Genomic DNA, 24,823 nt, shown 5'->3' on the forward strand with positions numbered 1-24,823 from the left:
CCTTTCCGTCTACGCTCGGCGGCGCACGAGCTGTGCCTGTTGAATCGCGGCGACGGGACCGTGTTCGTCGAACAGCGTTCCCCTGGACATCCCGACTCCGTCTGCGCCGTAATGGTTTTCAGAGCGGACGCCGATCCACGCGCTTTCCGGCATACGGTGGATGTGCACCGCGAGGTCGGTGTTGAGGAAGGTGTACCGGCTCGGATCCAGCCGGCTACCCATGCCGTTGGCGATGTCGGCGACCGAGAACAGCCGCTGCGACGGCGTCATCGACTCTCCGGCCACCAGATCGACCAGCGGCATCGCCCAGCACTCGGCCTGCACGCTGTTCAGGATGTCGTTGAGCCACCGCCAATCCAGGCTCTGGATGTAGGTGCGGTCGCTTCCGTCGTCGGGCAGGCGCCGGTGGCCCTCCGTCACGGGGCGCATCGGCTCGCTGGGGGTCCGGGGCAGCTCGACCGCCTCCGAGCGCTGGAACCGCCACGCCGAGGCGGTGGCGACCCGCGGGGCGTCCCGTCGGGTCCCGGTGCGCTCATGTCGGCGCTGAGCAGTTCGATCTGCCTGCCCGGCCGCTCGACACGGGCCCGTACCCACAATTCGTCGGTGACGGGAACCGGTCCGAGAAGGTCGATGACGACGCGGCTGAGCCGGACATCGTCGCGGGGGTCGCAACGCTCGATCGCCCGGACCAGAAGGGCTGACACCGGGGCGGCGTTCTGCATGGACGATCCCCACGTGCTGATGACGTGGTCGGAGGCCGCGAACCGTTCCCCACGCGGGTCGCCGCCAGCGTCGACGATCTCGTAGTAGGCGTCGGTCACGTCCCGTCCTGTCTTGTGCCGCGGTGGCCACCAGCAGGATATGGTGACACTTTTCGAAAGCACAACTGGATGGCTTACAGGAGGTGGTGGTGGCCATCATCGATGCAGCGCGGGGCGCCGACGTGCACTTCGACCCGTTCTCCGCGGACTTCTACGATGACCCGCACGCCTGCTATCCGCGGCTGCGCGCCGAAGCGCCGGTGTACTACAACGACACCTACGAGTTCTACGCATTGAGCAGACACGCCGATGTCGCTGCCGGGCTCAAGGATTTCGCCACCTACTCGTCGGCCTACGGCGTGGATCTCGGCATGGTCCGCCGGGGCGAGAAGGTCCCGGCCAAGATGATCATCTCGATCGACCCTCCAGAGCACCGCGCGATGCGCAGCCTGGTCAACAAGGTGTTCACGCCGCGGGCGATCGAAGCGCTGCGCATCATGGTCACCGAGACGGTCGAGCGATTCCTGTCCGCCGCGGGCGCCGGCGAGTTCGACGTCGTCCAGGACTTCTCCGTCTACTTCCCGGTCGACGTCATCACCCAGATGCTCGGTGTGCCAGAGGAATTCCGTCAGCAGGTCCGGCTGTGGATCGACGAGTCGCTGCACCGCGAGCCCGGGCAGATCGACATGTCCGAATCCGGCATGCAGGCGATGGCCGAGATGTGGCTGATGTACTACCAGCTGATCCAGGAGCGTCGTGCGAGCCCGCGCGACGACATGATCAGCGCGCTGATCGCCGCGGAGGTCCGACGCGACGACGGAACAATCGATCGGCTTCGGGATTCCGAGATCGCCGGTTTCGCCACACTGCTCGGTGGCGCCGGGGCCGAGACGGTGACGAAGCTCATCGGCAGCGCCGCAGTGACCTTCGCGCACCACCCCGAGCAGTGGCAACAGCTGCTCGCCGACCGCCGCAAGATCGGTGTCGCCATCGAGGAGTTGCTGCGCTACGACGCGCCCGTGCAGTACAACGTCCGGCGGTCCAACGTCGACGTGACGGTGCACGGGGTGACGATCCCGGCGGGGGCGCCGGTGTTCCTGCTGGGCGCGTCGGCCAACCGGGATCCCGACGCGTGGACGGCGCCCGACGTGTTCGACATCCACCGCGATCGCTCGGAGGCGCAGAACCTCGCCTTCGGCTACGGCATCCACAGCTGTCTCGGTGCCGCGCTGGCACGGCTGGAGAGCGCGATCGCGCTCGACAAGTTGCTGGACCTGATGCCGCGTTACGAGGTGCTGTGGGACGGCTGCAGGCGGGTCAGCATGCAGAACGTGTCCGGTTGGTCCCACGTCCCGGTGCGGATCCTGCGGTGACGGTCACCGCGGGTCGATCAGGTCGCGGAACCGCTCGGCGGGGCAAACTGTCGCATTCACGGATCGGATGCGTTCAGCCAGGGTCCGGTCCGACGTCGCGACGCGGATCTGGTCGGGATGCGGATCGGCGGCGATGATCCGGATGATCTCGTCGTCGGCGGAGTTCGGCGCCGGCTCGGGCGCATGGGCGACGGTGACCGCAGCGGACTCGATCGGTGGCGACGGTGGGCGCTCGAAAACCACCGTGACGTCAACACTTTCGGCGGCCGCCCAGCGCTCGAGGCGTTCCACCAACCCCGCCATGGCCCCGTGCCGGTCACGCCACCAACCGTCGGGACGTGAGCCGATCACGTTCATTCCATCGACAATCCAGCGCATCCACCGCACACTATCGAAGTAGCGCAGCCCAGAAGAGGATCGATATGGCGACCCACGTCGAGAACAAAGTCACGTTCTGCCGTATCTGCGAGCCGCTGTGCGGCATGATCGCCACCGTCGAGGACGGCAAACTCGTCGCGCTGCGGCCCGACAAGGAGCATCCGTTGTCGGCCGGGTTCGCCTGCCAAAAGGGCATCGCCTTCACCGAGGTCGTCAACGACCCGGACCGTGTCACCGCGCCGCTGCGGCGCACCCCGGACGGTTTCGAGCCGGTGAGTTGGGACGTCGCGCTGAGCGACATCGCGAGCCGTCTCACCGCGGTGCTACACGACCATGGGGCGGGAGCCGTCGGCTGGTACATGGGCAACCCCGGGGCGTTCAGCTACGCGCATGTGCTCTCGATCATGGGCTTCATCAAGGGCATCGGGCGCGGCACCCACTTCTACACCGCGTCGTCACAGGACACCAATAGCCGGCTGATGGCCAGCCAGCTCCTCTACGGAACGCCGACATCGGTGCCCATCCCGGACCTGAACCGGACCGATCTGCTCGTCGTCATGGGCGCCAATCCTGTTGTCTCTCACGGCAGTTTTCTCACCGCGCCGCGCATCAAGGACCGGATGCACGACATCGTCAAGCGCGGCGGCCGTGTCGTCGTGATCGATCCGCGCAAGACCGAGACCGCCGCGCAATTCGAATGGTGCGGCATCGTGCCCGACACCGACGCGCTGCTGCTGCTCTCGCTGCTGCAGGTGATGTTCGCCGAGGGTCTGGCGCACACGCGCGAGATCGCGCCCCTCGTCGTCGGACTGGAATGGTTGCGGGCACAGGCCGCGCCGTTCACCCCCGAGGCGACCTCGCCGCGCACCGGGGTCGACCCCGACGTCGTGCGCGGCCTCGCACGCGCCCTCGCCGCCACCCCCCGCGCCGCCGTCTACGGGCGGCTGGGCACCTGCGTGGGTCGATACGGCACGTTGACCTCTTACCTCATCGACGTGGTCAACCTCGTGGCCGGAAACCTGGACAAGCCGGGCGGCTCCGTCATCAGCGGGTTGGGTCTGCCCGCGCAGCGGCTGGTGAACATCGGTATGGGCGCGCTGCTGCGCCGCACGTACCGGCGCAGGCGTTCGCGCATCGGCGGCTTCCGCGCGATCATCGGCTCGGAGCCGGCCGCGCTGATGGCCAAGGAGATGACGACGCCGGGGGACCGCCAGATCCGGGCCATGTTCATCAGCGCCGGAAATCCGGTGCTGTCGGTGCCCAACGGCGACGAGTTGGAAGCCGCGCTGGATTCCCTCGATCTCTCTGTGGCCCTTGACTTCTACCTGACCGAGACGACGTCGCGCTGTGACTACGTGCTGCCGGTGACGACCATGTACGAACGTGACGACTTCCCGTTGACGTTCCAGCCGTTCCAGGCGACCCCGTTCCGGCAGGCGACCGAAGCGGTCGTCGAACCTCCCGGGCAGGTGCGGCAGGAATGGGAGATCGTGGGGGAACTGATGCGGCGGATGTCGGGTGAGTCGCCGGTGTTCGCGGCGCTGTCCGCATCGGGCAGAGCGCTGAATAAGCTGGGCATGCCGTTCTCGCCACGGAAGTTCGCCGACGTCGTGATTCGCGCGGGGGCCGGCGGCGACCTCTTCGGACTGCGTCGTGGCGGGCTCACATTCGGGCGCCTCTCGCACGACCACGCGCACGGCACGGTGGTGACACCGCATCTGCCGACCGGGGTCCTCAGGGAGGCGATCGCCTATCTCCGCGGGCGGATCCAACTGGCGCACAACGACATCGCGGCCGAGATCGCTCTTCTGGCACGACCGGACGAGACCGAGGGGTTCCCGTTGCGGATGATCGGCATGCGCGAACCTCGTTCGGAGAACTCGTGGATGCACAACGCGCCGCTGCTGATGCGGGGCGACCGTAGTCACCACGGCCTGATGAACGCCGACGACGCCGCCGAACTCGGGATCGCGGACGGCAGTGAGATCCAGGTCAGCTCGCCCTACGGCACGATCACGGTCCCGATCACGCTGACCAAGGACATCGTGCCCGGGGTGATCGCCGTGCCACACGGCTGGGGGCACAAGGGAACCGGCGGGTGGAAACTGGCCAACAAGGCCGGCGGCGCGAACGTCAATCTACTCACCTCGAGCGAGCCCGGGGACGTCGAGTCACTGTCGGGGATGGCGTGGCTGACGGGCGTCCCCGTCCGCGTGGATCGGGTCTGACTTCCGCCGGAACTGCATTCCGGCGGGCGCCCACGTGACCTTGGTCTGCTGGAATGCAATTCCGGCGAGGGCGAGGGGAAAGCTAGGCGATGGCGCCTTTGTCCTTGAGTTCTTCGATGCGGTCCCATTCGAGGCCCAGTTCCATCAGCACGATCTCGGTGTGCTCGGAAGCCTGAGGTGCGCGCGTCGTCTCCAGCGGCTCGTGGTTGAACTGCACGGGCCCGCGGACGACCTTGAACGGTGCGCCGCCGTCGCTTGCCTCGACCTCGGCGATCATGTCGTTGGCGATGGCCTGCTCGTCGGTGGCCAGGTCGACCAGACTCTGGAACGGCGCCCACTGGCCCTTCATCGTCTTGAGGTGCTGACGCCAGTATTCGAACGGCTTCGCGGCGATGGCTTCGGCGATGAGCTGCACGCCGGCTTCGGCGTTCTGGATCAGCGGCATGACGTCGCAGAAGCGCGGGTCGTCAGCCAGCTCGGGGAGCCCCAGGTGTTCGAAGGCGTCGCGGATGTAGCCGGTCGGGCTCACGATGCACAAGTTGATGGTGCCGCCGTCGGAGGTCTGGTAGTTGGCCATGAACGGATTGACCGACGTCGTGGTACCGGGCATCAGTGAGCGCATCGTCTCGCCGGTCTCCATCCCCTGGGTGACACTGGCGCCCGCAGCCCACCACGCTGTGCTGAGCAGTGACACATCGATCTCGACCGCCTCGCCGGTGCGTTCCCGATGGAACAGCGCCGCCGAGATGCCGCCTGCGATGTTCATCCCCCCGATCGAGTCGCCGAACGCCGGAATACCCTGCGGCAGGGCGCCGCCGAGCTCTTCGGGGGTCAGCGCGTGGCCGACGCCGCTGCGTGTCCAGAACGCCGTGCCGTCGAATCCGCCGACGAGGCGCTCGGGCCCTTTGTCGCCGTAGGCGCTTCCGCGCGCGTAGATGATGTCCGGGTTCACCGCGCGGATGTGTTCGATGTCGAACTTGTTCTTCTGGCGTGCCTGAGGCATGTAGTTGGTGAGAAAGACATCGGCGGTCTTGGCGATCTCGTAGAGCACTTCCTGACCTTCGGGAGTCGACACGTCGATCCCGACGCTGCGCTTGCCGCGGTTGGGATGCTCGATGAGGGGATGGCGGTTCGGATCCAGTTGGAAGCCGCCCATGTTGATGAAGCCGCGCTGGGTATCGCCTCGGACAGGATGCTCGATCTTGATGACGTCGGCGCCCCAGTCGGCCAGTATCGCCCCGGCCGCGGGGACGAACGTGAACTGCGCAACCTCGAGGACCCGTACGCCCTCCATCACCTTGATCAATTCGATCCCCTTCTGACGACGACGTCTTTCGGGGAGTCTAGCGGAGCTTCGATACTGTAATGTTTACCGTTGATCATCCGAGAAATGGCCACCGGAGGTGTCAGGTGAGCTCGATCCCCGCCGAACGTACCGAGACCAGCGTCGAGTGGGGCCGACGGGCGGCTGCGGGCGCCGAGAGTCGGATGCTCATCGCCGGCGAACTGGTCGACGCCGCATCCGGTGCGCGGTTCGACAACGTCAGCCCGGCCACCGGCGCGGTTCTGGGAGGCACGGCTGCGGCCGAGGCGCAGGACATGGAGCGCGCCATCGCCGCGGCCCGCTCGGCGTTCGACACCACCGATTGGCCGAGGAACCGGGCGCTTCGTAAGCACTGCCTGGACCAGTTGCAGGCCGCGATCGAGGGCGAGAAAGACGCACTGCGAACAGAACTCGTCGCCGAGGTCGGTTGCCCGGTGATGACGACCGAGTCCGCACAGCTGGACTGGCCGCTCGCGGAGTCGCTGCGCTACCCGGCGCGGCTCATCGACGAATTCGAGTGGGAGCGCGTTCTCGACGGCGGAGGCCTGTTCGGAGACCGCAACGTCCGCACCGTCGTCAAAGAAGCGGCCGGCGTCGTGGCCGCGGTGACGCCGTCGAATTTCCCGATCGAGGTCATCCTCAACAAGCTCGGTCCCGCGCTCGCCGCGGGCAACACGGTCGTTCTCAAGCCTGACCCGCACACCCCTTGGAACGCGACCCGACTGGGCCGGCTGATCGCCGAGAAGACCGACATCCCGCCGGGTGTGGTCAATGTCGTCACGACGCCGTCCAACGCCGTCGCCGGTCTGCTCGGCACCGACCCGCGCGTCGACCTCATTTCGTTCACGGGTTCCACTGCTGTCGGCAAGCTCCTGATGCGCCAGGGTGCGGACACGATGAAGCGGATGTTCCTCGAACTCGGCGGAAAGTCGGCGGCGATCGTGCTCGACGACGCCAATCCTGCCGTCATCGTCCCCACCGCGGTGGGGGTGTGCGTGCACGCCGGGCAGGCGTGCGCGGCTACCAGCCGCATGCTGATCCACCGCTCGCTGTACGACCAGGCGGTCGCCGACATCACCATGGCGTATCAATTCGTGCCCGTTGGGGATCCAGTGGATCCGGGCACGCTGGTCGGTCCGGTGATTAGCGCTGCGCAGCGGGAGCGGGTGCTGTCCGCGATCGATCGCGCGCGCCGCGACGGTGCCGAGATCACCGCGGGCGGCGGGCCCGTCGAGGGGCTTCCCGACCATCTGGCCGGCGGCCATTTCGTTTCGCCGACGGTCATCACCGGCCTCGACAACAGCGCCGCGATCGCGCAGGAGGAGATCTTCGGTCCCGTGCTTGTGCTGTTGCCGTTCGACGATGACGATGACGCCGTGAGGCTGGCCAATGACAGCACGTTCGGCCTTGCCGGTGCGGTGATGTCTCGGTCCGCCGAGCGGGGGATGAGCATTGCGCGGCGTATTCGGACCGGTTCCTTCGGCGTCAACGGCGGCATGTTCTACGGTGCCGATGCGCCGTTCGGCGGCTACAAGAGCAGCGGTGTCGGCAGACAATGCGGCATCGAGGGCTTTCAGCAGTATCTGGAGACCAAAACCATTGCCCGCCGCGAGCGCAAGCAGGGCTGACTGCGACTACCCCGCGGGGGTGAACGTCACCGGGATCGCCGTCGGCGACCGGAACGGCTGACCGTGGATGTGCGGGTCGTCATCGGTGAGCAGCTGGATGTCGGACAATCGGGTGAGCAGGGTCTCGACGGCCACCCGGGTTTCCATCCGGGCCAGGTGCAGTCCCATGCAGGTGTGCTCACCGGCAGCGAAAGAGATGTGCGGCAACCTCTTTCGGAAGATGTCGAACTCCTCGGGACGCTCCCACCGTGCTCCGTCCCGGTTGGCCGCGCCGATGCACACATCGATCACCGACCCGGCCGGGATCGGCACGCCGTCGATCTCGGTGTCCTCGGTCGCGAATCGCTGCACGGTGGTCAGCGGTGTTTCGTAGCGCAGCCCCTCCTCGATCGCCGCGCCGATCAGTTCGTGATCGGCGTCGACGGCGTCGAACTGCTCACGATGGGTCAGCAGCAGATAGAGCAGATTGCCCGACGAGCGGTAGGTGGTTTCCAGTCCGGCGGGCAGAAGTAGCCGCAGAAACGAGTAGATCGCCTCGTCGGTGAGCCGCTCGCCGTCGATTTCGGCGGAGACCAGGTCGCCGATGATGTCCTCGGTCGGGGCCGAACGGCGTTTGTCGATCTGAGCAAGGAAGTAGTCTTTGAGTGCGGCCGACGCTTCGAACGCGCGCTTGTATTTGATGGTGTAGCTGATCAATTCGACCGCGCGCTTGCGAAACCAGGGCAGGTCCTCCTGCGGGAGGCCGAGCAGCCGGGAGATCACCCGGGTCGGAAATTCGAACGTGAAGTCGCGCACCAGGTCTGCCCGACCCGTCTCGATGAATTCGTCGATCAGTTCGTTGACGACGGGCCGCACGATCTCGGGTTCCCAGCGCGTCAGCGACCGGGACTTGAAAGCTGCGGAGACGAGGTTGCGGTGCTCCCAGTGCGGTTTGCCTTCCATCGCCAGAATGGTCGGACCGATGAACAGCCCGATGGTCGCGTCGTAGATCGTGGAGTTGAAAGCCTTGCCGTCGCGGAACACCCGATTCACCGCATCGAACGACACCGCCGCGTAGAGGTTTTCGGGCTTGAGGGAGTCGGGTGTCTTCGACCAGTCCATCACCGAGCCGCGGAACACCCCGCCCTCGTCGCGCCGGCGCGCGAACATGGGGTACGGGTCGCGCAGGTCGATGGGTTCATCCCCTGTGACGTCCTGGACCGGTGTCTCCACCCGGGTACTGTAACTCTTACAGTAATGCCGTGTACAGCACGCGTCAGACGGCGATCGGGGCGCCTGCGGTCATCGACGTGACGAAACCCGAGTCGACGTGTACGTCCTGGCCGTTGATCCACTGTGCGGCATCGGATCCGAGGAATGCGATGACCGGCACGATGTCGGCGACCGTCCCATGCCTGCCGTAGGTGTCCCTGAGCACGTCGAGGATGTCCTTGCCCATGGCCTTCTCGAAGTCGACGAGGATCGGCGTCTCGACGGGGCCCGGGCTGACCGTGTTGATCCGCACGCCGTACCTCGCGAGCGCCGCGCCCGCTGCCCTCTTGGCGTAGAGGATCACCGCCTGCTTCGAGGACGTGTACACGGGGTAATTCGGGTCCTGACGCGCCTGCCAGGCCGCCACGGCGTCGGCGTCGGTGGCTTCCAGAAGCGCGGACAAGTCGTCGAGGCGCTGCTCCCAGCCGATTCCGGCGATCGACGCCACCGCGACGACGGCACCGCCGCGGTGCATTAGCGGCAGCATGCCCTCGACCATCCTGCGCATTCCGAGGTAGTTGACGGTCAACACGTCGTTCGGCGGAGCCGTGCCCGGGACGCCGGCGACGTGGGCGAGCACGTCCCACCCGACGCCCACTCCGTCCAGCAGCTCGGTGATGCTGTCGGGGTCGCGGAGGTCGCACAGCGCATGCTCGGCGGCCGGGGTGTCGTGATGTCGCACGTCCACGGCGAGCACATGATCGCCGGCCTCGTGGAAGTGGGTCGCGACGGCTGCGCCGATACCGGATCCCGCTCCGACGACGACGATCCTGCGTCTCTGGCCAGTCACACGCAGCACCTACTCCCGGCTGAACCGAATGGTCGACAGTAAGCATGACTGTAAACAATTCACGTGCGCGGGACAACGGGCGGTCCGGTGTTACCGTTGGCCCATGCCGATGCCGCTCGATGGCGTGACGACCCGCGTGCAGGAACCGATGGCGGCTGTTCTGGAACGCCAGCGCACGGCGTTCCTGGCCGACGGTCCGCCCGACGTGGCGCTGCGGCGCAATCGGATCGACCGCCTGATGGCATTGGTTCTCGACAATGCCGACGACTTCGTCGACGCGATGGCCGCCGACTTCGGCACCCGGCCGCGGGCGGGGTCGTTGTTCACCGAGATCATGGGCATGATCTCGGTGATCGAGCACACCAGATCCCATGTGGGACAGTGGATGCGGCCGAGCAAGCTGATGCGGCCGGCGCGGGCTTTCGGGCTGCGGGCCGAAGTGGAACCGTCTCCGCTGGGGGTGGTCGGTGTCATCGGCCCGTGGAACTTCCCCCTCAACCTCGTGATCCTGCCCGCCTCGGCGGCGTTCGCGGCGGGCAATCGCGTCATGATCAAAATGTCAGAGGTCACCCCGCGCACCGCCGAACTGATGCAGCGCTTGTCGTCCGCGTACTTCAGTGCCGAAGAGCTCGCTGTCGTCACCGGAGACGCCGACGTCGCAGCGGATTTCGCGGCGCTACCGTTCGATCACCTGTTCTTCACCGGCTCTCCGTCGGTGGGGGCGCTCGTACAGCGTGCCGCGGCAGCCAATCTCGTGCCCGTCACGCTGGAGCTGGGCGGCAAGAACCCCGTCGTGGTGGGGCCCGCAGCCGACATCGCCCGCGCGGCCACCCGAATTGCCCAGGGGCGCATGATCAACGGCGGGCAGGTCTGCGTGTGTCCCGACTACGTCTTCGTCCCTGTCGAACAGACCGATCAGTTCGTTGCCGTCGTCCGCGACACCTTCGCAGGCATGTTCCCGTCGATCGTCGCCAACACGGATTACTGTTCGTCGGTCAACGAGGCCAACTTCAACCGCGTCGTCGGGCTCATCGAGGACGCGCGCGTAAAGGGGGCGCGCGTGGAGTCGGTGAACCCGGCGGGCGAGACGCTGCCCGATCGCGGCAGCCGCAAGATAGCGCCCACGATCCTGCAGGATGTCGACGACAGCATGCGGATCGCCGCGGAGGAGACCTTCGGCCCCGTCCTCACGATCGAACCCTACGAGCGACTCTCCGACGTCGTCGAATACATCAACAGCCGCCCCGCGCCGTTGGTCGCGTACTGGTTCGGTCCGGACGACGCGGACTTCCGGACCTTCGTCAGGCACACCAGGAGCGGTGGTGTCGCACGCAACGACTTTGCCGCACAGATGATCCCGTCCGCAGCGCCGTTCGGCGGCGTCGGGCGCAGCGGCATGGGCGCCTACCACGGCAAGGCGGGCTTCGACGCCTTCAGCCATCACCGCACGGTGGTCGGCAGCGATCTGCCGTTCACGATCACCGGTCGCGCCGCGCCACCGTTCACCCGCTCGACGCGGCTGACGACCGCGCTCGCGCTACGGATGGCCCACCGACGCACGCGGAAGAGGCTGCGGCGACTCAGGACCCGCTGACGGCCTGCTCCCGGGCCCACCGGTAGTCGGCCTTGCCTGCCGGGCTGCGCTCGATGGTGGGCCGGAACACCACGGCCTTGGGCAGCTTGTAGCGGGCGATCACTGACGACGCGTGCTCGATCAGCTCGTCGGCCGTCGCGGATGCATCGTCGGCCAGTGCCACCACCGCGACCACCTCCTGGCCCCAGCGATCGCTGGGCCGCCCGGTGACCACCACGTCGGCTACGGACGGATGCGAGGCGATCGCCGATTCGACTTCCTCGGCGAAGATCTTCTCGCCTCCGGAGTTGATGGTCACCGAGTCACGGCCGAGGAGTTCGACGGCCCCATCGGCGAGATGCCGCGCGCGGTCCCCGGGGACCGAGTACCGCACGCCGTCGATGACAGGGAACGTGGCGGCAGTTTTGGTGGCGTCGTTCTTGTAGCCGAGCGGGACGTAACCGCGCTGCGCGAGCCAGCCCATGCCGTCGTGGCCGGGTTCCAGAATGGCGCTGAGATCCTCTGCGGCAACGGAGGTGTCGGGCCCGGCGGTGAACTTACCCGTCGAGACCGCGCCGGGGGCGGACATGTGTGTCATCTGCGCACCGGTCTCCGACGAGCCGACGCCGTCGACGACCATCAAATTCTCTTTGACATCGATGAGGCGCTGCTTTGCCGTCGGCGTCAGCTGAGCGCCGCCGTTGGCCACCACCGCGAGCGAGGACAGATCGGCGTTCGTGCGCTCGATGACGTCGGCCAGCGGGCGGGCCATCGCGTCCCCGACGACGGTGACGGCCAGGATCCCCTCCCGCTCGATGGTCGCGACGACATCGTCGACGTCGAGGTGATCGACGACCGGAGAGAACACCACCGTCTGGCCGGTGTTCATCGCCGTGAACAGGGCCCATTGTGCGGCGCCGTGCATCAGGGGCGGCAACACCATCAGCTTCGTGCCTGGATTCTCGGCGCAGCGTTTGGCGATGTCGTCGTAGGAGGTGGCGAGTTCGCCGGTGTAGAGGCTGCGCCCGCCGAACGAGGCCATGAAGATGTCGTGCTGGCGCCACAGCACGCCTTTGGGCATGCCGGTGGTGCCGCCGGTGTACAACACGTACAGGTCGTCGGGGGAGGGCTCCACCGGGGGCGCTTCGGCGGTGCCTTCGGCGACGATCGAGTCGTAATCGACTGCGCCGGGCAGCAATTCATTGCCTGATTCATCGGCGATCTGGATCAAGACCTTCAGCGCAGGCAGGTCCGCGAGCACCTCGGCGAGGCGCGGCGCGAACGCGGCGTGGTACAGCAGCGCCGTAGCCCCGGAGTCGGACAGCAGGTACTGCAGCTCGCTCTTGACGTAGCGGTAGTTGACGTTGAACGGCGCAACCCTGGCGCGCCAGGCGCCGAGCATGCCCTCGACATACTCGGGCCCGTTGTAGGCGTAGATGCCGAGAAGGTCCTGGCCGACCTCATGGCCGGCCAGCTCCGACCGCTCGGTGTGGCAGCCCAGTCCCTGCGAGTGCAGGAAATTGGCGAGCCGGTTCGAGCGCTCGACGATCTGGGTGTAGGTGAACCGCCGGTCGCCCTGGACGATGAACTCGCGATCGCCGATGACCGCTGCGACGGCATCGGCGGCGGCCGGGACGGTGAACTGAATCGACTCGGTCATGCGATGGACTCTAGACGGGCCGCTTGCATGGGTGGACAGTTGGGCGAAAGTTGTCTACTCATGGTTGTCATTCCATGCCGTGATCAGGTCGTCGGTGGTGGTGATCGTCGCGAGCAGCGTCAGCGTGTTGTCGATGACGGCCGCTGCATAGTCCGCGGGGATTCCGGCCACCGCGTCGCGGGGCACGACGACCCGGTAGCCGGCGTTGACGGCGTCCATGACGAGGTTGGGGATCGCGACGTTGACCGACACGCCGACGGCGACGATCGTCGTCACGCCGAGGTTGCGCAGGATCGCATCCAGATCGGTGCCGCCCATCGGCCCGAGGCCGTGCCACCGGTAGAGCACGAGATCGCTTGGCTGCTGCTCTATCTCAGCGACCAGCTGCGTGCCTGCGCTGCCCGGAGTGATGTCCACGCCGGAGGCCCCAACGGCGAACAGTTTCGCGTTGTGGTTGGCGCCCCGTCCGTCGGCGCGCCGCTGCACGAGGCAGTGCACGACGTCCACGCCCTTCTCGCGCGCGACCGGGAGCAGCCTGGCGATGTTCGGCAGGGCCTCCCGGCGCGCCTCGTCGGCCAGCGCCGCCAGCCCCGCGTCGGGGCCGACGACCGCGCCCTGGCACTCCTGGGTCACCACCGCGGTGTGCCCCGGGGCGACCAGTTCGGCGAGCGGGATTGTCATGTCTGGACGGGTTCGCCGACCGGCGGCACCTCGTAGAATTGCTGAGCCCACTTGCGCAACGCCATGTAGGGCTTGGCGTCGATCTTCGCCAGCGCCGGATGTTCGATGTACTTCTGGTAGCGCCAGATGTCGCAGTCCTCCCAGACGGTCTTGAGGAACTGCCGTTCCACTTTCTCGATGACCTCGGGCGGTGGTACGTCGGAGGTCTCGCCAGGCAGCTTCGGCCACCAGATCGAATAGAACATGTCGGACACCTCGTCGTCGACGGGTGTGCACGCAAAGATCAGGCGGTGGTTCGACGATCCTTCGAAGGCGCTCATCGCGAAACCGAGTCCGGAGAAGTGGCTGTGGATGCGCAGCGCCATTTTGTCGGGGTCGTCGCTGCGGGCGTCGGGCCAGCCGGTCAGGAATCGCCATTCCTCGTCGACGTTCTCCCAGTGCAGGCAGACCGGCGTCACCGATGCGCCGTGCACGTAGCGGAAATGTGAGCTGTCAGGGCCGTTTTCAGCGACGATCTGCGGGTGTACCGGGATGGCGTCGGCGCGGCTGGAGAACTCGGGGTAGGGCCGGTAGTAGGCGCCCGCGTCGGTTTCGAACTGGGGGAACTTACCGAAGATGTCCGGCAACTCCCACTGCGGTTCCTTGCCTGCGGGCTGGTACCACATGAAGATGCAGCCGTATTGCTCTTTGACCGGGTAGGACCGCAGCTTCAGGCCGCGGTTGGGGCGATCGGGTTGATAAGGGATGTAGGTGTTGGAGCCGTCGGGGCCCCACCGCCATCCGTGGAACGGGCACTCGACGCAGTCGCCGACGACGGTGCCGCCGTGGCCGATGTGGGCGCCGAGGTGTTTGCAGTGGGCTTCCAGGACGTGGAGCTCACCCGATTCATCGCGGTAGGCGGCGAGGTCCTCCCCGAGGTACTTCAGCGCCTTCACGTCGCCGACCTCGAACTCCGCCGACCACCCGATCATGAACCAGCCGGTGACCTTCCAGGTGAACGGAACTTTCATGACGTCTCCTCAGATCCGCCCACACAGTCCTGTGGACACCGATACTGTAACAGCGACAGTATCGCGAGCCCGGAGGAACAGTGACGATCGAACGTGACCCCATGCGCTATGACGCGATCGTCGTCGGTGCCGGCTTCTCCGGGCTCTACGCGCTACATCACCTCCGCGAACTCGGGCTGAGCGTCCTGGTGTTGGAGAAGGCGCACGACGTCGGGGGGACGTGGCTGTTCAACCGCTATCCGGGCGCACGGTGTGACATCGAGAGCATCGAGTACTCGTACAGCTTCTCCGACGACATCCAGCAGGAGTGGGTGTGGACCGAGACGATGCCTGCGCAGCCCGAGATCGAGGCGTACCTCAACTTCGTCGCCGACCGACTGGACCTGCGCCGCGACATCTCGTTCGACATGAATGTCGTCGCGATGACCTTCGACGGGGACGCGTGCGAATGGACGGTCACGACGGAGTCCGGCGGGTCGTTCGTGGCGCCGTTCGTCATCGCGGCGACCGGAATCCTGTCGGTTCCGTTGGAACCCACGATCCCGGGTATGGACACCTTCACCGGCACATCGCTGTTCACCAGCCGCTGGCCCGTCGGCGGTGTCGACCTGACCGGCAGACGGGTCGGGGTGATCGGTACGGGGTCCACCGGCGTCCAGCTGATCCCGGTGGTCGCCCGGGAAGCTGCGCACCTCAGCGTCTTCCAGCGGTCGCCGGCCTACACGTTGCCGTGGAAAGTGCGGCCGTTCGCACCGGGGGAGCTCGACGAACTCAAAGCCCGCTATCCGGAGATCCGCGCCGCGCAGCGCGAGCATCCCGTCGGCGCGGCACGGCTGAGTGCGTTCTCTGTCCTGCTGGAGATGCTCGTCAAACCGCCGCTGAAGTCTGCCTCGCGCGAAGAGCGCAGCCGCGCCGTCGAGGAGGGCGGCATCATGGGAGCCCTCAATTGGGGCGACCTGTTCTTCGACATCGAGGCCAACCGGATGGCGGCCGAGCTCTACGGCGAGGCGATCGCACGGATCGTCGAAAACCCCGACACGGCAAAGGCACTGACACCGAGTCACCCGTTCGCGTGCAAGCGGCCGATCATCGACCAGGGGTACTACGAGACCTACAACCGCGACAATGTGAGCCTGGTCGATCTGCGTACCGACCCGATCGTCTCGGTACGGCCCGCGGGCATCGAGACGCAGAGCGGCGTGCATGAGCTCGACGCGATCGTCTACGCCACGGGCTTCGACGCGATGACCGGCGCGCTGAGCCGCATCGATATTCGCGGTCGCAACGGTGCGTCGCTGCGGCACTTCTGGGCCGAGGAGGGACCATTGAGCTACCTCGGGCTGGCCGTGGCGGGTTTTCCGAATCTGTTCACCATCCAGGGACCCGGAAGCCCCTCTGCTGCCTCGAATTTCGTCGCTGCACTGGAGCAGAACGTGGAATGGATCGGCGTCTGCATCGACCATCTCCGCCGGCACCACTACCGGACCATCGAAGCGCTCCCGGAGGCGCAGCACGAATGGATCGAGCAGGCCACCGCGCTGGTGGCTCCGACAGTGCTGGTCCATCCGTCGTGCAACTCCTGGTACAACGGCGGCAACGTGCCCGGCAAGAAGCGGATGTACATGGGCTATACCGCGGGGATCCCCGAGTACCGGCGGCGTTGCGACGAGATCGCCGCGGGCGGCTACACGGGGTTCAAGCTCGCGTGAAGACCACAGAACGAGTCTTGCGGATCGGCGCCGATTTCGCCGGGGTGCTGCCGCGGGCGCACCGTGCCGTCACCGCGTCTGGTGACTTCAATCCGTTGTCGTGGCGGGATGTCCGCCGGCTCGGCGAGGTCACGCTCGACGAACTGGCGCTGACGGGTATGACGCTGACGGCGCCACCGCCGATGCTGGAGCGTTCGGCGGGCTCGTGTGCCCCGGCAGCATCCGAGGTCGCCGCACTCGGGGTGGTGGGCGCGAATACCGCGCCGGACCCCGTGCAAGTGAAATCGCTGGAACGGCGCCGGTTCGGCCGCCGCAGTTACGAACAGATGACGTTCGACCACGACCCCGATCTCCCGGATTCACTGGTGCGCGCCGGGTTCGGAGGTCCGGCGACCGCCGTCGTGCACCTGTGCCGGGCCGGTGACGACCGTCGGCCCTGGCTGGTCTGGATACACGGTGCGGGGCAGGGCCAGCCCATCGACCTGCTGTTCTCCCGTGCGCGGCGAATCCAGGAAGACCTCGGATTCAACGTCGCCCTGCCGGTGCAACCGGGGTGCGGGGTCCGCGGCAACGCATGGCCCTCATATCCCACGATGGACCCGTTGGCCAATGTCGCCGGCATGATGCGCGTCGTCTCGGAAGTGCGGGCGCTCCTACGGTGGCTGCGGCCACAGGCCACGGCGATCGCCGTGGCCGGGGTGTCGATGGGAAGCCCTGTCGCCGGGCTGGTTTCGCACCTCGAGCCGGTCGATGCCGTCGCGGTGTTCACCCCGATCTTCGGTCTGAACGCGATGATCGCCGCGCACCTGGGTCGCTGGGGTCCGTCGGTCGACGACACCATCGCGCTGTTGCGCTCCGATGTCGTCGAACAGGTGATGTCTGCGGTCGACTACCAGTCGGTCGAACCGACGGCGCCGCCGGAACGACGACTGATCGTCGGTGCGTCGCACGACCAGATGGCGGGCCGCGAACCCGCGGAGGTGCTCCACGAACGCTGGGGAGGCGAATTGCATTGGCACCGCGGCAGCCACGTGGGGCATCTCTTTGCCCCGGGTGTGCAGCGAGCCTCGGAGCGCCTGCTCAGATCGGTCGATCCGGAATCGATCCGTAGTCGCGGATGAGCCTCGCGCGCACGAACTCGAGCTCGGTGGCCATGTCGTACGGGTACGCGGCCATGATCCACTGGTACGCCGTGCCCAGCACCGCCGCGCCGAAATCGTGGACAGTACGGTCGATGTCGATGTCGCGCCGCACTGAATCGTCAGCGACGCCCGCGCGCAGACCGGTCTCTACGGTCTGCGCCGCCCGCCGCAGCCACATCTGGATATAGGGACGTGCCTGTGATGTGGCCGTGGCGGCCTCGAAGGTCAGCACGAAGATCGCGCGTAGCAGATCGCGGTCCTCGGAGTACAGCACCGCGATGCGGTCGACGTGCGCGAGGGCCCGAGCCATGCCGCTCGATGCGGGGTCGGGCGCCGGGGCCAGCTTCCTCTCGTATTCGGTCGCGAACAGCGTGTCCAGGACCGCGTCCTTGCTGCCGAAGCGGGCGTGCACCATCGCGCGGCTGTAACCCGCGCGGCGGCCGATCTCCGCAGCTGTCGTTGCATCCCAGCCTTTTTCGCCGATCAGCTGCACAGCGGCCTCCAGCAGCCTGCGGCCGGAGATCTCGAGGCGCTGGGGCTGGGTCAAGCCCCTGGTCGGGGAGGGCATCGTTGCATGTTAGATGCCCGAGGGCTAACTTAGTTGCGCGCCGTCAAATAAGCGAGGGAGGTCGAAGGTGACCCGTTCGGCCCGCGAGGTGGTGGAGCTTTACAACCTGGTGGTGTGGAACGAGCGTGACTTCCCCCTCGCCGAGGAGCTGCTCGGCGAAACCGTGATCCGCCACGACGTGGGGGAGTCCACCACGCTGACCCACGAACAGGCCGTCGCCCGCGTGGTCGACCACTGGGACATGTTCGAGACCATCCGCTTCGACCTCAACCTCGTGGTCGCCGGCGAGGACGGTGAACACGTCGCGATCGTGTACCAGTCGCCGATGAAGCTCAAGGACGGCACCGAGGCCACGGTCGCGAGCATGGAGATCTTCCGGGTGGTCGATGGCAGGATCACCGAAGTCTGGAATTGCGGCTACAAGCAAGGGATCTGGTCATGACACGGACGTTGGACGAACTCGGCTACTACCTGCTGGCCGGCGCCGGGGGTGAGGGGCCGGCCACGCTCATGGACGAGGCCCGCCGCGGCGAGGAACTCGGTTTCGGCACCGGCTTCATCTCCGAACGGTGGAACGTCAAGGAGGCGTCGTCACTGACCGGCGCGGCGCTCGCGGTGACCAGCCGAATGCAGATCGCGACCGCAGCGACCAATCACAACACCCGGCACCCCTTGATCACCGGATCCTGGGCGACGACGATGCACCGGCTCTCCGGCGGCCGGTTCACGCTGGGGCTCGGCCGCGGAATCGCGGCGATGTACAACGCCTTCGGCGTGCCCGCGGTGACCACCGCGCAGATGGAGGACTTCGCGCAGGTGATGCGCAAGCTCTGGCACGGAGAGCTGATCTTCAACCACGACGGGCCGATCGGCAAGTACCAGGTGCTGTTCCTCGATCCTGAGTTCCGCGAAGACATTCGGCTCGCGCTCGTCGCGTTCGGTCCGCAGACGCTGGCCCTGGGCGGGCGGGAGTTCGACGACGTCATCCTGCACACTTACTTCACACCGGAGACGTTGCAGCGCGCGGTGAAGATCGTCAAGGACGCCGCCGAGCAGGCGGGCCGCGACCCGGCATCGGTCCGGGTGTGGTCGTGCTTCGCAACGGTTGGCGATCATCTTCCCGAAGAGTTGCGGCTGAAGAAGACCGTCGCGCGGCTTGCCACCTACCTGCAGGGCTACGGCGAGTTGCTGGTGAATACCAACGGCTGGGATCCTGCTGTGCTGCAACGGTTCCGCGATGACCCCGTCGTGCAGTCGGTTCCCGGTGGTATCGACCACAAAGCGACCGCCGAGCAGATCGAGCACATCGCCACGCTGATCCCCGACGAGTGGCTGGAGCCGTCGGCGACCGGGTCGGCGCAGCAATGCGTGGACCGCGTCCGCAAGGAGTTCGACTACGGCGCCGACGCGGTCATCATGCACGGCGCCACACCCGACGAACTCGAACCGATCGTCACGGCCTACCGCGCCAGCGTCGAGTGATTTCGGCGCGCTTTTCGCCGCTCAGCGACGTTTTCCGCGCCGAAATCGCAAAGGGGCCTAGGGGGTGATGGTCGTGCGGGTGACCGGCTGCGCCGCGGCCTGGCGGCTGAACAGTCCGCGCTCCAGCGCATCGAGGAGCACGTCGCGGGTCTCCTCCGGGTGGATGAGGTCGTCGAAGCCGAGGTGGCCTGCCGACCGGAACGACGCGTCCACCTCGGCCTGACGCAGCTTGGCCTCGATGTCCTCCGTGGCGTGCGAGGCCTTGCTCAGCGCGGCCGCGCTCATCGCGCCCATCGTCGCGCCCGGGTAGGCGAACGTCGCGCTCTGATTGTCGAATCCGAGCAGCGACATCACCATCGACCCGAAGCCGTACGCCTTGCGCAGCGTCACGTGCAGTTTCAGTGTCGTCGCCGCGGTCTGGGCCGCGAACATCCTTGCACCGCTGCGCAATACGCCGGTCTTCTCGGATCGGCTGCCCGGCAGCATCCCGGGGTTGTCGGCGAGGAACACGATCGGCAGATGGAACGCGTCGGCGACCATGATGAAATGCGCTGCCTTGTCGGCGGCATCGGCGTCGATAGAGCCCGCGAGCACCTTGGGCTGGTTGGCCACCACCGCGACGGGGTGCCCACCCAGGTGGGCCAGCGCGGTGATCATGGCCTTGCCGAACTTCGGCTGCACCTCGAACCAGTCGGTGTCGTCGAACACGACGTCGAGGACCGCGCGCATGTCGTACACCTGACGGTTGCCCCGCGGCACGATCTCGAGCAGCTCCGGCGTCGAGCGGCGTCCGGTCGACTCGCTGGCCGGCGCCGACGCCGGATACGACCAGGCGCTCGACGGAAAGTACGACAGGTAGCGGCGGATGTCGTCGAGCACCGCTGCGTCGTCCTCGCCGAGGTTGTGGATCACGCCGCTGGCCAGCGCGACGGACGGCCCACCGAGGTCCTCCTTCGAAATCTCCTCGCCGGTGGACTCTTTCACCACGGGCGGGCCCGCGGTGAAGATCGCACCCTGGGTCGTCATGATCGTCCAGTCGCAGACCGGTGCGACCAGCGCACCGTGCCCGGCGGACGGTCCGAACAGCCCGCTCACGGTCGGGACCTTGCCCGAACACTGGGCCTGCGCCAGCAGATCGGTGGGCGTGCGGCCGTAGTGCTCGCCGCTGGGCCGGAACCCCGCCCCCTCCAGCAACATCACCATCGGGACGCGGTCGCGCAGGGCCAGTTCGGCGAGCCGGTAGCGCTTGGCGTTGCCGCCCGGACCGATGCTGCCCGCGAGGGTCGTGAAGTCCTCCGCGCCGATCATCACCGGCCTGCCGTCGACGAGCCCCGAACCGGCGACGATCCCGTCGGCCGCGATGTCGCCGCCGACGAGGGTCCCGAACTCGCGGAAAGAGCCCTTGTCCAGGAGATGGGCGATCCGGCCGCGGGCGTCGAGTTTGCCCTTGCCGTGATGCCTGGCGAGCCGTTCGTCGCCACCCATACCGCGGGAATGGTCACGGCGCCGGTTCAACTCGTCGAGTGTTTCCGCCCAGTCCTCGGCTTTGGCCATGTCAGACTCCTGTCCTCGACGACGCGCGACGTTGTGTTCGGCGTGCGACACGTCGCAACGTTGACCTTACTGAATTGCTTACTGTAGCTTCATTCAGCATGGGTGCGGGAGGCGGCCTCAAGGTCGACGCTGCCGTCGTCAGTCAACTGTCCCACGTCCCCGCCGCCGCGGAAACGCTCGAACGCCGGGGCTACGACGGTTGCTGGACGGCGGAGATCAATCACGACCCCTTCCTGCCGCTGACACTGGCCGCAGAGCACACCCGCCGCATCGAGCTGGGCACCAGCATCGCCGTCGCCTTCGCCCGCAACCCCATGACCGTCGCGCAGATCGGCTGGGACCTGCAGGACTTCTCCCAAGGCCGCCTCATGCTGGGGCTGGGTTCTCAGATCAAGCCGCACATCGAGAAGCGGTTCAGCATGCCGTGGGGTAAGCCCGTCGCCCGGATGCGAGAGTTCGTGGCCGCGCTGCACGCGATCTGGGCGTGTTGGCGTGACGGTACGCGACTGGCGTTCGACGGCGAGTTCTACAGCCACACTCTGATGACGCCGATGTTCGTCCCGCAGCCGCATTCCCACGGCGACCCCCGGGTTTTCGTCGCCGCGGTGGGCGACCGGATGACCGAGATGTGCGGTGAGGTCGCCGATGGGCTTATCGCGCATGCCTTCTCGACGCAGCGGTACTTCCGTGAGGTGACGCTCCCGACGCTGACGCGCGGGATCGAACGGGCCGGCAGGCAACGGCAGGACATCGAGGTGGCCAGCCCGCTGTTCGTGGTGACGGGCCGCGACGAGACCGAGCTGATGCAGAACTCGGTCCCGACCCGCAAGCAGATCGCCTTCTACGCGTCGACCCCGGCGTACCGCCGAGTGCTCGAACTGCACGGCTGGGGCGACCTGCAGACCGAATTGCACCGGCTCTCACGTGAGGGTGAATGGGATGCGATGGGCTCGCTGATCGACGACACGATGCTCGCGGAGTTCGCCGTCGTCGCGCCGCTCGACGACGTGGTGCGCACGATCCGGGACCGGTGCGACGGTCTGATCGACCGTGTCCTGGTGGGATTTCCGCCGTCTCTCGACGAGGCGGCGGTGACGGCGCTGGTAAGTGAGCTGGGTGAGGAGTCAATATGACCGTGAGAATTGCGGACGAGGCGGGCAAGGTCTCCGCCGACCCGACAGCCTACGCCGACGAGGCACGGCTGCACGCGGCCATGACCCACCTGCGGGCACACGCTCCCGTGTCATGGGTCGACGCGGAGGGGTACAACCCGTTCTGGGCGATCACCAAGCACGCCGACATCATGGCCATAGAACGCGACAACGCGACCTTCACGAACTCGCCGAGGCCGGTGCTCACCACAGCCGAGGGTGACGCGCAGCACGCGGCCATGGCGATCAGCACGCTGATCCACATGGACGATCCGCAGCACCGCAAGATCCGGGCGATCGGGGCTGACTGGTTCCGTCCGAAGGCCATGCGCGCGTTGAAGGTTCGCGTCGACGAGCTGGCCAAGTCGTTCGTCGACCAGATGGCCGACCGCGGCGGTGAATGCGATTTCGTGCAAGAGGTCGCCGTCAACTTCCCGCTCTACGTCATCATGTCGCTGCTCGGCATCCCAGAATCCGACTTTCCCCGCATGCTGACCTACACCCAGGAACTGTTCGGCAACGACGATGCCGAACTGCAGCGCGGGGTGACCATGGAGGAGCGCGGGCTCGCGCTGTTCGACATGTTCACCTACTTCAACGACATCACCGCCTCGCGGCGCGCACAGCCCACCGAAGACCTTGCGTCGGCGATCGCCAACGCCCGCGTCGACGGCGAACCGCTGTCCGACATCGACACGGTGTCCTACTACCTGATCGTGGCGACGGCCGGGCACGACACCACCAGCGCGACCATCTCGGGTGGGCTCCAGGCGCTGTGTGAGAACCCCGAGCAGTTGCAGCGGCTGCAGCAGAATCCCGAACTGCTCCCGCTGGCGGTCGAGGAGATGATCCGCTGGGTCACCCCCGTGAAGGAGTTCATGCGAACGGCCCAGCACGACACCGTTGTTCGCGGTGTACCGATCGCGGCGGGGGAGTCGGTGCTGCTGTCCTACCCGTCGGGGAATCGCGACGAGGACATCTTCGTCGACCCGTTCCGCTTCGACGTCGGCCGAGATCCGAACAAGCACGTCGCGTTCGGCTACGGTGTGCATTTCTGCCTGGGAGCGGCGCTGGCACGCATGGAGATCAACAGCTTCTACGCGGAGCTGTTGCCCCGGCTGAAGTCGGTGGAGTTGGCAGGCACGCCCGCGCACACCGCGACGATCTTCGTCGGCGGCCTCAAGCACCTGCCCATCAGGTACTCGGTGTCGGGCTAGCTCTCAGTCGCCGGAATTGCCCCTGGCCGCGGCCTGCAGTGCGTCGAAATGCCCGGCGCCGCCTCCGCGTTCACCTTCCTTGTGGTGCGACAGCGCCTGGATCGAGACATCGTGCCCCTCGGCGGCCTTGCGTAGTGCGCCGACGGTGGCCTGTTCCTTTGAGATATGGGTGAACGGATCCCAGTGGTACCAGCGCATGGCGTTCTCGTAGGTCATCTTGTTGATCTCGACGTCGGGCACGTTGTGGGCTTTGAGCACCTCGTCGAGTTGTTCGGGCGCCTCCGGCCACATCGAATCGCTGTGGGGGTAGTCGGCTTCCCAGCAGATGTTGTCGATTCCGATCTCGTTGCGTAGCGCGACACCGACGGGATCGGAGATGAAGCAGGTCAGGAAGTGGTCTCGGAACACCTCGCTGGGGAGCTTCCCTCCGAAGTCCTGGCCCGTCCATGTCGAGTGCATCTCATAGGTGCGATCGGCCCGTTCCAGGAAGTACGGGATCCAGCCCGTGCCGCCCTCGGACAGCGCGATCTTGAGGTCGGGATACTTCTTGATCGGCTTGGACCACAGCAGATCTGCCGCCGCCTGCACGATGTTCATGGGCTGCAGCGTGATCATCACGTCCATCGGTGCGTCCGGCGCGGTGATCGCGAGCCGACCCGACGAGCCGATGTGGACGTTCATGACGGTGTCGGTGTCGACGAGAGCTTCCCACACCGGAGTCCAGTAGTCGTCGTGGAAACTCGGGTAGCCCATCGCTGCCGGATTCTCGCTGAAGGTCAATGCGTGTACGCCGCGCTCTGCGTTGCGGCGGATCTCCTTTGCGCACGCCTCGGCATCCCAGATGACCGGGAGCGTCATCGGGATGAAGCGCGCCGGATACGCGCCGCACCACTCCTCGACGTGCCAGTCGTTGTAGGCCTGCAGAAGGGCCAGCGAGAAGTCCGGGTCCTCGGTCGCGAACAGTCGGCCGGCGAAACCGGGGAACGACGGGAAGCACACCGAACCGAGGATGCCGCCGGCGTTCATGTCCTTGACCCGCTCGTCGACCTTCCAGCAGCCGGGGCGGATCTCATCGAGGCCCTGGGGTTCGAGGCCGTACTCCTCTTTGGGCCGTCCGGCCACCGCGTTCAGGGCCACATTGGGGATGACGACGTCGCGGAATTGCCATGTGTCCGAGCCGTCTTCGTTGTGCACCAGCCGGGGGGCCTCGTCGAGGTATTTCTTGGGAAGGTGGTTCTTGAACATGTCGGGCGGTTCGACGACATGGTCGTCCACGCTGATCAGGATCATGTCGTCTTTGTTCATCGCCGTCCCGTTCTATGGGTGCTTACCGTATGGCCGAC

At 66.7% G+C, this 24,823-nt stretch carries 20 protein-coding genes and 1 pseudogene; 10 read left to right on the forward strand and 11 right to left on the reverse strand.

The genetic code is table 11. The features are described 5' to 3' along the window. Positions 1–9: 9 nt before the first annotated feature. Positions 10–821 (reverse strand): annotated as a pseudogene (locus ACAG24_RS14040) (thioesterase family protein). Between the two features lie 95 nt (positions 822–916). Between ACAG24_RS14040 and ACAG24_RS14045 the strand changes: the two are divergent. Beyond that, positions 917–2,134 carry a cytochrome P450 gene (locus ACAG24_RS14045; protein ID WP_370473073.1) on the forward strand — a complete coding sequence of 406 codons (1,218 nt, stop codon included), beginning with the start codon at positions 917–919 and terminating at the stop codon, positions 2,132–2,134. Between the two features lie 3 nt (positions 2,135–2,137). Here ACAG24_RS14045 and ACAG24_RS14050 read toward each other — a convergent pair whose 3' ends face one another. After that, positions 2,138–2,512: an NYN domain-containing protein gene (locus tag ACAG24_RS14050; protein WP_370472839.1), complete on the reverse strand. Its 375-nt coding sequence runs from the start codon at positions 2,510–2,512 to the stop codon at positions 2,138–2,140. Positions 2,513–2,556: 44 nt separating this feature from the next. On the opposite strand from ACAG24_RS14050, the gene ACAG24_RS14055 reads away from it, so the two are divergent. Further along, a complete protein-coding gene (locus ACAG24_RS14055) occupies positions 2,557–4,740 on the forward strand; it encodes a molybdopterin-containing oxidoreductase family protein (protein WP_370472840.1) in 2,184 nt (727 codons plus the stop codon). Between the two features lie 82 nt (positions 4,741–4,822). Here the strand turns inward: ACAG24_RS14055 and ACAG24_RS14060 are convergent, their stop codons facing one another. Then, positions 4,823–6,034 carry a CaiB/BaiF CoA transferase family protein gene (locus tag ACAG24_RS14060; RefSeq protein ID WP_370472841.1) on the reverse strand — a complete coding sequence of 404 codons (1,212 nt, stop codon included), beginning with the start codon at positions 6,032–6,034 and terminating at the stop codon, positions 4,823–4,825. Between the two features lie 194 nt (positions 6,035–6,228). Here ACAG24_RS14060 and ACAG24_RS14065 point away from each other — a divergent pair, with 194 nt between their 5' ends. Beyond that, on the forward strand, positions 6,229–7,692 hold the full coding sequence (locus ACAG24_RS14065) for an aldehyde dehydrogenase family protein (RefSeq protein ID WP_370473074.1): 1,464 nt from the start codon (positions 6,229–6,231) through the stop codon (positions 7,690–7,692). Between the two features lie 6 nt (positions 7,693–7,698). On the opposite strand, the gene ACAG24_RS14070 is transcribed toward ACAG24_RS14065, so the two are convergent. Together ACAG24_RS14070 and ACAG24_RS14075 are read right to left on the reverse strand one after the other, a co-directional pair. Then, entirely contained in the window at positions 7,699–8,904 is a 1,206-nt protein-coding gene (locus ACAG24_RS14070) for a cytochrome P450 (RefSeq protein WP_370472842.1), read from the reverse strand. Between the two features lie 43 nt (positions 8,905–8,947). Beyond that, complete coding sequence (locus ACAG24_RS14075) at positions 8,948–9,733, reverse strand: coniferyl-alcohol dehydrogenase (RefSeq protein WP_370472843.1); 786 nt, start codon at positions 9,731–9,733, stop codon at positions 8,948–8,950. Positions 9,734–9,836: 103 nt separating this feature from the next. Between ACAG24_RS14075 and ACAG24_RS14080 the strand changes: the two genes are divergently transcribed. After that, positions 9,837–11,327, forward strand: a complete 1,491-nt coding sequence (locus tag ACAG24_RS14080) for a coniferyl aldehyde dehydrogenase (protein ID WP_370472844.1) — start codon at positions 9,837–9,839, stop codon at positions 11,325–11,327. Here the strand turns inward: ACAG24_RS14080 and mig are convergent. From mig to ACAG24_RS14095, 3 genes are read right to left on the reverse strand one after another with little or no spacing between them, the layout of a single operon-like run. Beyond that, on the reverse strand, positions 11,314–12,966 hold the full coding sequence (mig, locus tag ACAG24_RS14085; protein ID WP_370472845.1) for a medium-chain acyl-CoA ligase Mig: 1,653 nt from the start codon (positions 12,964–12,966) through the stop codon (positions 11,314–11,316). The genes ACAG24_RS14080 and mig overlap by 14 nt on opposite strands. A 54-nt stretch (positions 12,967–13,020) precedes the next feature. Further along, the gene (locus ACAG24_RS14090; RefSeq protein ID WP_370472846.1) at positions 13,021–13,647 is read right to left on the reverse strand and encodes a cysteine hydrolase family protein; all 627 of its coding nucleotides are present in this window, start codon (positions 13,645–13,647) and stop codon (positions 13,021–13,023) included. Beyond that, on the reverse strand, positions 13,644–14,657 hold the full coding sequence (locus ACAG24_RS14095; RefSeq protein ID WP_370472847.1) for a Rieske 2Fe-2S domain-containing protein: 1,014 nt from the start codon (positions 14,655–14,657) through the stop codon (positions 13,644–13,646). Before ACAG24_RS14095 ends, ACAG24_RS14090 begins: the two co-directional genes overlap by 4 nt. A gap of 101 nt (positions 14,658–14,758) precedes the next feature. Between ACAG24_RS14095 and ACAG24_RS14100 the strand changes: the two genes are divergently transcribed. Further along, a complete protein-coding gene (locus tag ACAG24_RS14100; RefSeq protein WP_370473075.1) occupies positions 14,759–16,366 on the forward strand; it encodes a flavin-containing monooxygenase in 1,608 nt (535 codons plus the stop codon). Continuing rightward, entirely contained in the window at positions 16,363–17,487 is a 1,125-nt protein-coding gene (locus tag ACAG24_RS14105; RefSeq protein WP_370472848.1) for an alpha/beta hydrolase, read from the forward strand. The genes ACAG24_RS14100 and ACAG24_RS14105 overlap by 4 nt, the downstream gene beginning before the upstream one ends. On the opposite strand, the gene ACAG24_RS14110 is transcribed toward ACAG24_RS14105, so the two are convergent. Next, positions 17,447–18,076: a TetR/AcrR family transcriptional regulator gene (locus ACAG24_RS14110; RefSeq protein ID WP_370472849.1), complete on the reverse strand. Its 630-nt coding sequence runs from the start codon at positions 18,074–18,076 to the stop codon at positions 17,447–17,449. The two genes, ACAG24_RS14105 and ACAG24_RS14110, sit on opposite strands and share 41 nt — an antisense overlap. A 67-nt stretch (positions 18,077–18,143) precedes the next feature. Between ACAG24_RS14110 and ACAG24_RS14115 the strand changes: the two genes are divergently transcribed. Both ACAG24_RS14115 and ACAG24_RS14120 read left to right on the forward strand, forming a co-directional pair. Continuing rightward, complete coding sequence (locus tag ACAG24_RS14115; protein ID WP_370472850.1) at positions 18,144–18,518, forward strand: nuclear transport factor 2 family protein; 375 nt, start codon at positions 18,144–18,146, stop codon at positions 18,516–18,518. Next, the gene (locus ACAG24_RS14120; protein ID WP_370472851.1) at positions 18,515–19,558 is read left to right on the forward strand and encodes a TIGR03857 family LLM class F420-dependent oxidoreductase; all 1,044 of its coding nucleotides are present in this window, start codon (positions 18,515–18,517) and stop codon (positions 19,556–19,558) included. Before ACAG24_RS14115 ends, ACAG24_RS14120 begins: the two co-directional genes overlap by 4 nt. Positions 19,559–19,615: 57 nt before the next feature. Here ACAG24_RS14120 and ACAG24_RS14125 read toward each other — a convergent pair whose 3' ends face one another. Then, a complete protein-coding gene (locus ACAG24_RS14125; RefSeq protein ID WP_370472852.1) occupies positions 19,616–21,112 on the reverse strand; it encodes an acyl-CoA carboxylase subunit beta in 1,497 nt (498 codons plus the stop codon). A 98-nt stretch (positions 21,113–21,210) separates the two neighbouring features. Here ACAG24_RS14125 and ACAG24_RS14130 point away from each other — a divergent pair, with 98 nt between their 5' ends. After that, a complete protein-coding gene (locus ACAG24_RS14130; protein ID WP_370472853.1) occupies positions 21,211–22,245 on the forward strand; it encodes an LLM class F420-dependent oxidoreductase in 1,035 nt (344 codons plus the stop codon). Then, the gene (locus ACAG24_RS14135) at positions 22,242–23,480 is read left to right on the forward strand and encodes a cytochrome P450 (protein WP_370472854.1); all 1,239 of its coding nucleotides are present in this window, start codon (positions 22,242–22,244) and stop codon (positions 23,478–23,480) included. The genes ACAG24_RS14130 and ACAG24_RS14135 overlap by 4 nt, the downstream gene beginning before the upstream one ends. Before the next feature lie 3 nt (positions 23,481–23,483). On the opposite strand, the gene ACAG24_RS14140 is transcribed toward ACAG24_RS14135, so the two are convergent. Further along, positions 23,484–24,785: an amidohydrolase family protein gene (locus tag ACAG24_RS14140; RefSeq protein WP_370472855.1), complete on the reverse strand. Its 1,302-nt coding sequence runs from the start codon at positions 24,783–24,785 to the stop codon at positions 23,484–23,486. Between the last annotated feature and the right edge of the window lie 38 nt (positions 24,786–24,823).

Origin of the sequence: Mycobacterium bulgaricum (genome assembly GCF_041287165.2) — a bacterium.
GTDB classification, from domain to species: domain Bacteria; phylum Actinomycetota; class Actinomycetes; order Mycobacteriales; family Mycobacteriaceae; genus Mycobacterium; species Mycobacterium bulgaricum.

Excerpts from the sequence above, each read along its gene's own strand:
- ACAG24_RS14130 (WP_370472853.1), top strand. The coding sequence starts at position 21,211 with ATGGGTGCGGGAGGCGGCCTCAAGGTCGACGCTGCCGTCGTCAGTCAA.
- ACAG24_RS14065 (WP_370473074.1), top strand. The coding sequence starts at position 6,229 with ATGCTCATCGCCGGCGAACTGGTCGACGCCGCATCCGGTGCGCGGTTC.
- ACAG24_RS14055 (WP_370472840.1), top strand. The coding sequence starts at position 2,557 with ATGGCGACCCACGTCGAGAACAAAGTCACGTTCTGCCGTATCTGCGAG.
- ACAG24_RS14090 (WP_370472846.1), bottom strand. The coding sequence starts at position 13,647 with ATGACAATCCCGCTCGCCGAACTGGTCGCCCCGGGGCACACCGCGGTG.
- mig (WP_370472845.1), bottom strand. The coding sequence starts at position 12,966 with ATGACCGAGTCGATTCAGTTCACCGTCCCGGCCGCCGCCGATGCCGTC.
- ACAG24_RS14135 (WP_370472854.1), top strand. The coding sequence starts at position 22,242 with ATGACCGTGAGAATTGCGGACGAGGCGGGCAAGGTCTCCGCCGACCCG.
- ACAG24_RS14095 (WP_370472847.1), bottom strand. The coding sequence starts at position 14,657 with ATGAAAGTTCCGTTCACCTGGAAGGTCACCGGCTGGTTCATGATCGGG.
- ACAG24_RS14120 (WP_370472851.1), top strand. The coding sequence starts at position 18,515 with ATGACACGGACGTTGGACGAACTCGGCTACTACCTGCTGGCCGGCGCC.
- ACAG24_RS14060 (WP_370472841.1), bottom strand. The coding sequence starts at position 6,034 with ATGGAGGGCGTACGGGTCCTCGAGGTTGCGCAGTTCACGTTCGTCCCC.
- ACAG24_RS14050 (WP_370472839.1), bottom strand. The coding sequence starts at position 2,512 with ATGCGCTGGATTGTCGATGGAATGAACGTGATCGGCTCACGTCCCGAC.
- ACAG24_RS14080 (WP_370472844.1), top strand. The coding sequence starts at position 9,837 with ATGCCGATGCCGCTCGATGGCGTGACGACCCGCGTGCAGGAACCGATG.
- ACAG24_RS14140 (WP_370472855.1), bottom strand. The coding sequence starts at position 24,785 with ATGAACAAAGACGACATGATCCTGATCAGCGTGGACGACCATGTCGTC.
- ACAG24_RS14110 (WP_370472849.1), bottom strand. The coding sequence starts at position 18,076 with ATGCCCTCCCCGACCAGGGGCTTGACCCAGCCCCAGCGCCTCGAGATC.
- ACAG24_RS14125 (WP_370472852.1), bottom strand. The coding sequence starts at position 21,112 with ATGGCCAAAGCCGAGGACTGGGCGGAAACACTCGACGAGTTGAACCGG.
- ACAG24_RS14100 (WP_370473075.1), top strand. The coding sequence starts at position 14,759 with ATGCGCTATGACGCGATCGTCGTCGGTGCCGGCTTCTCCGGGCTCTAC.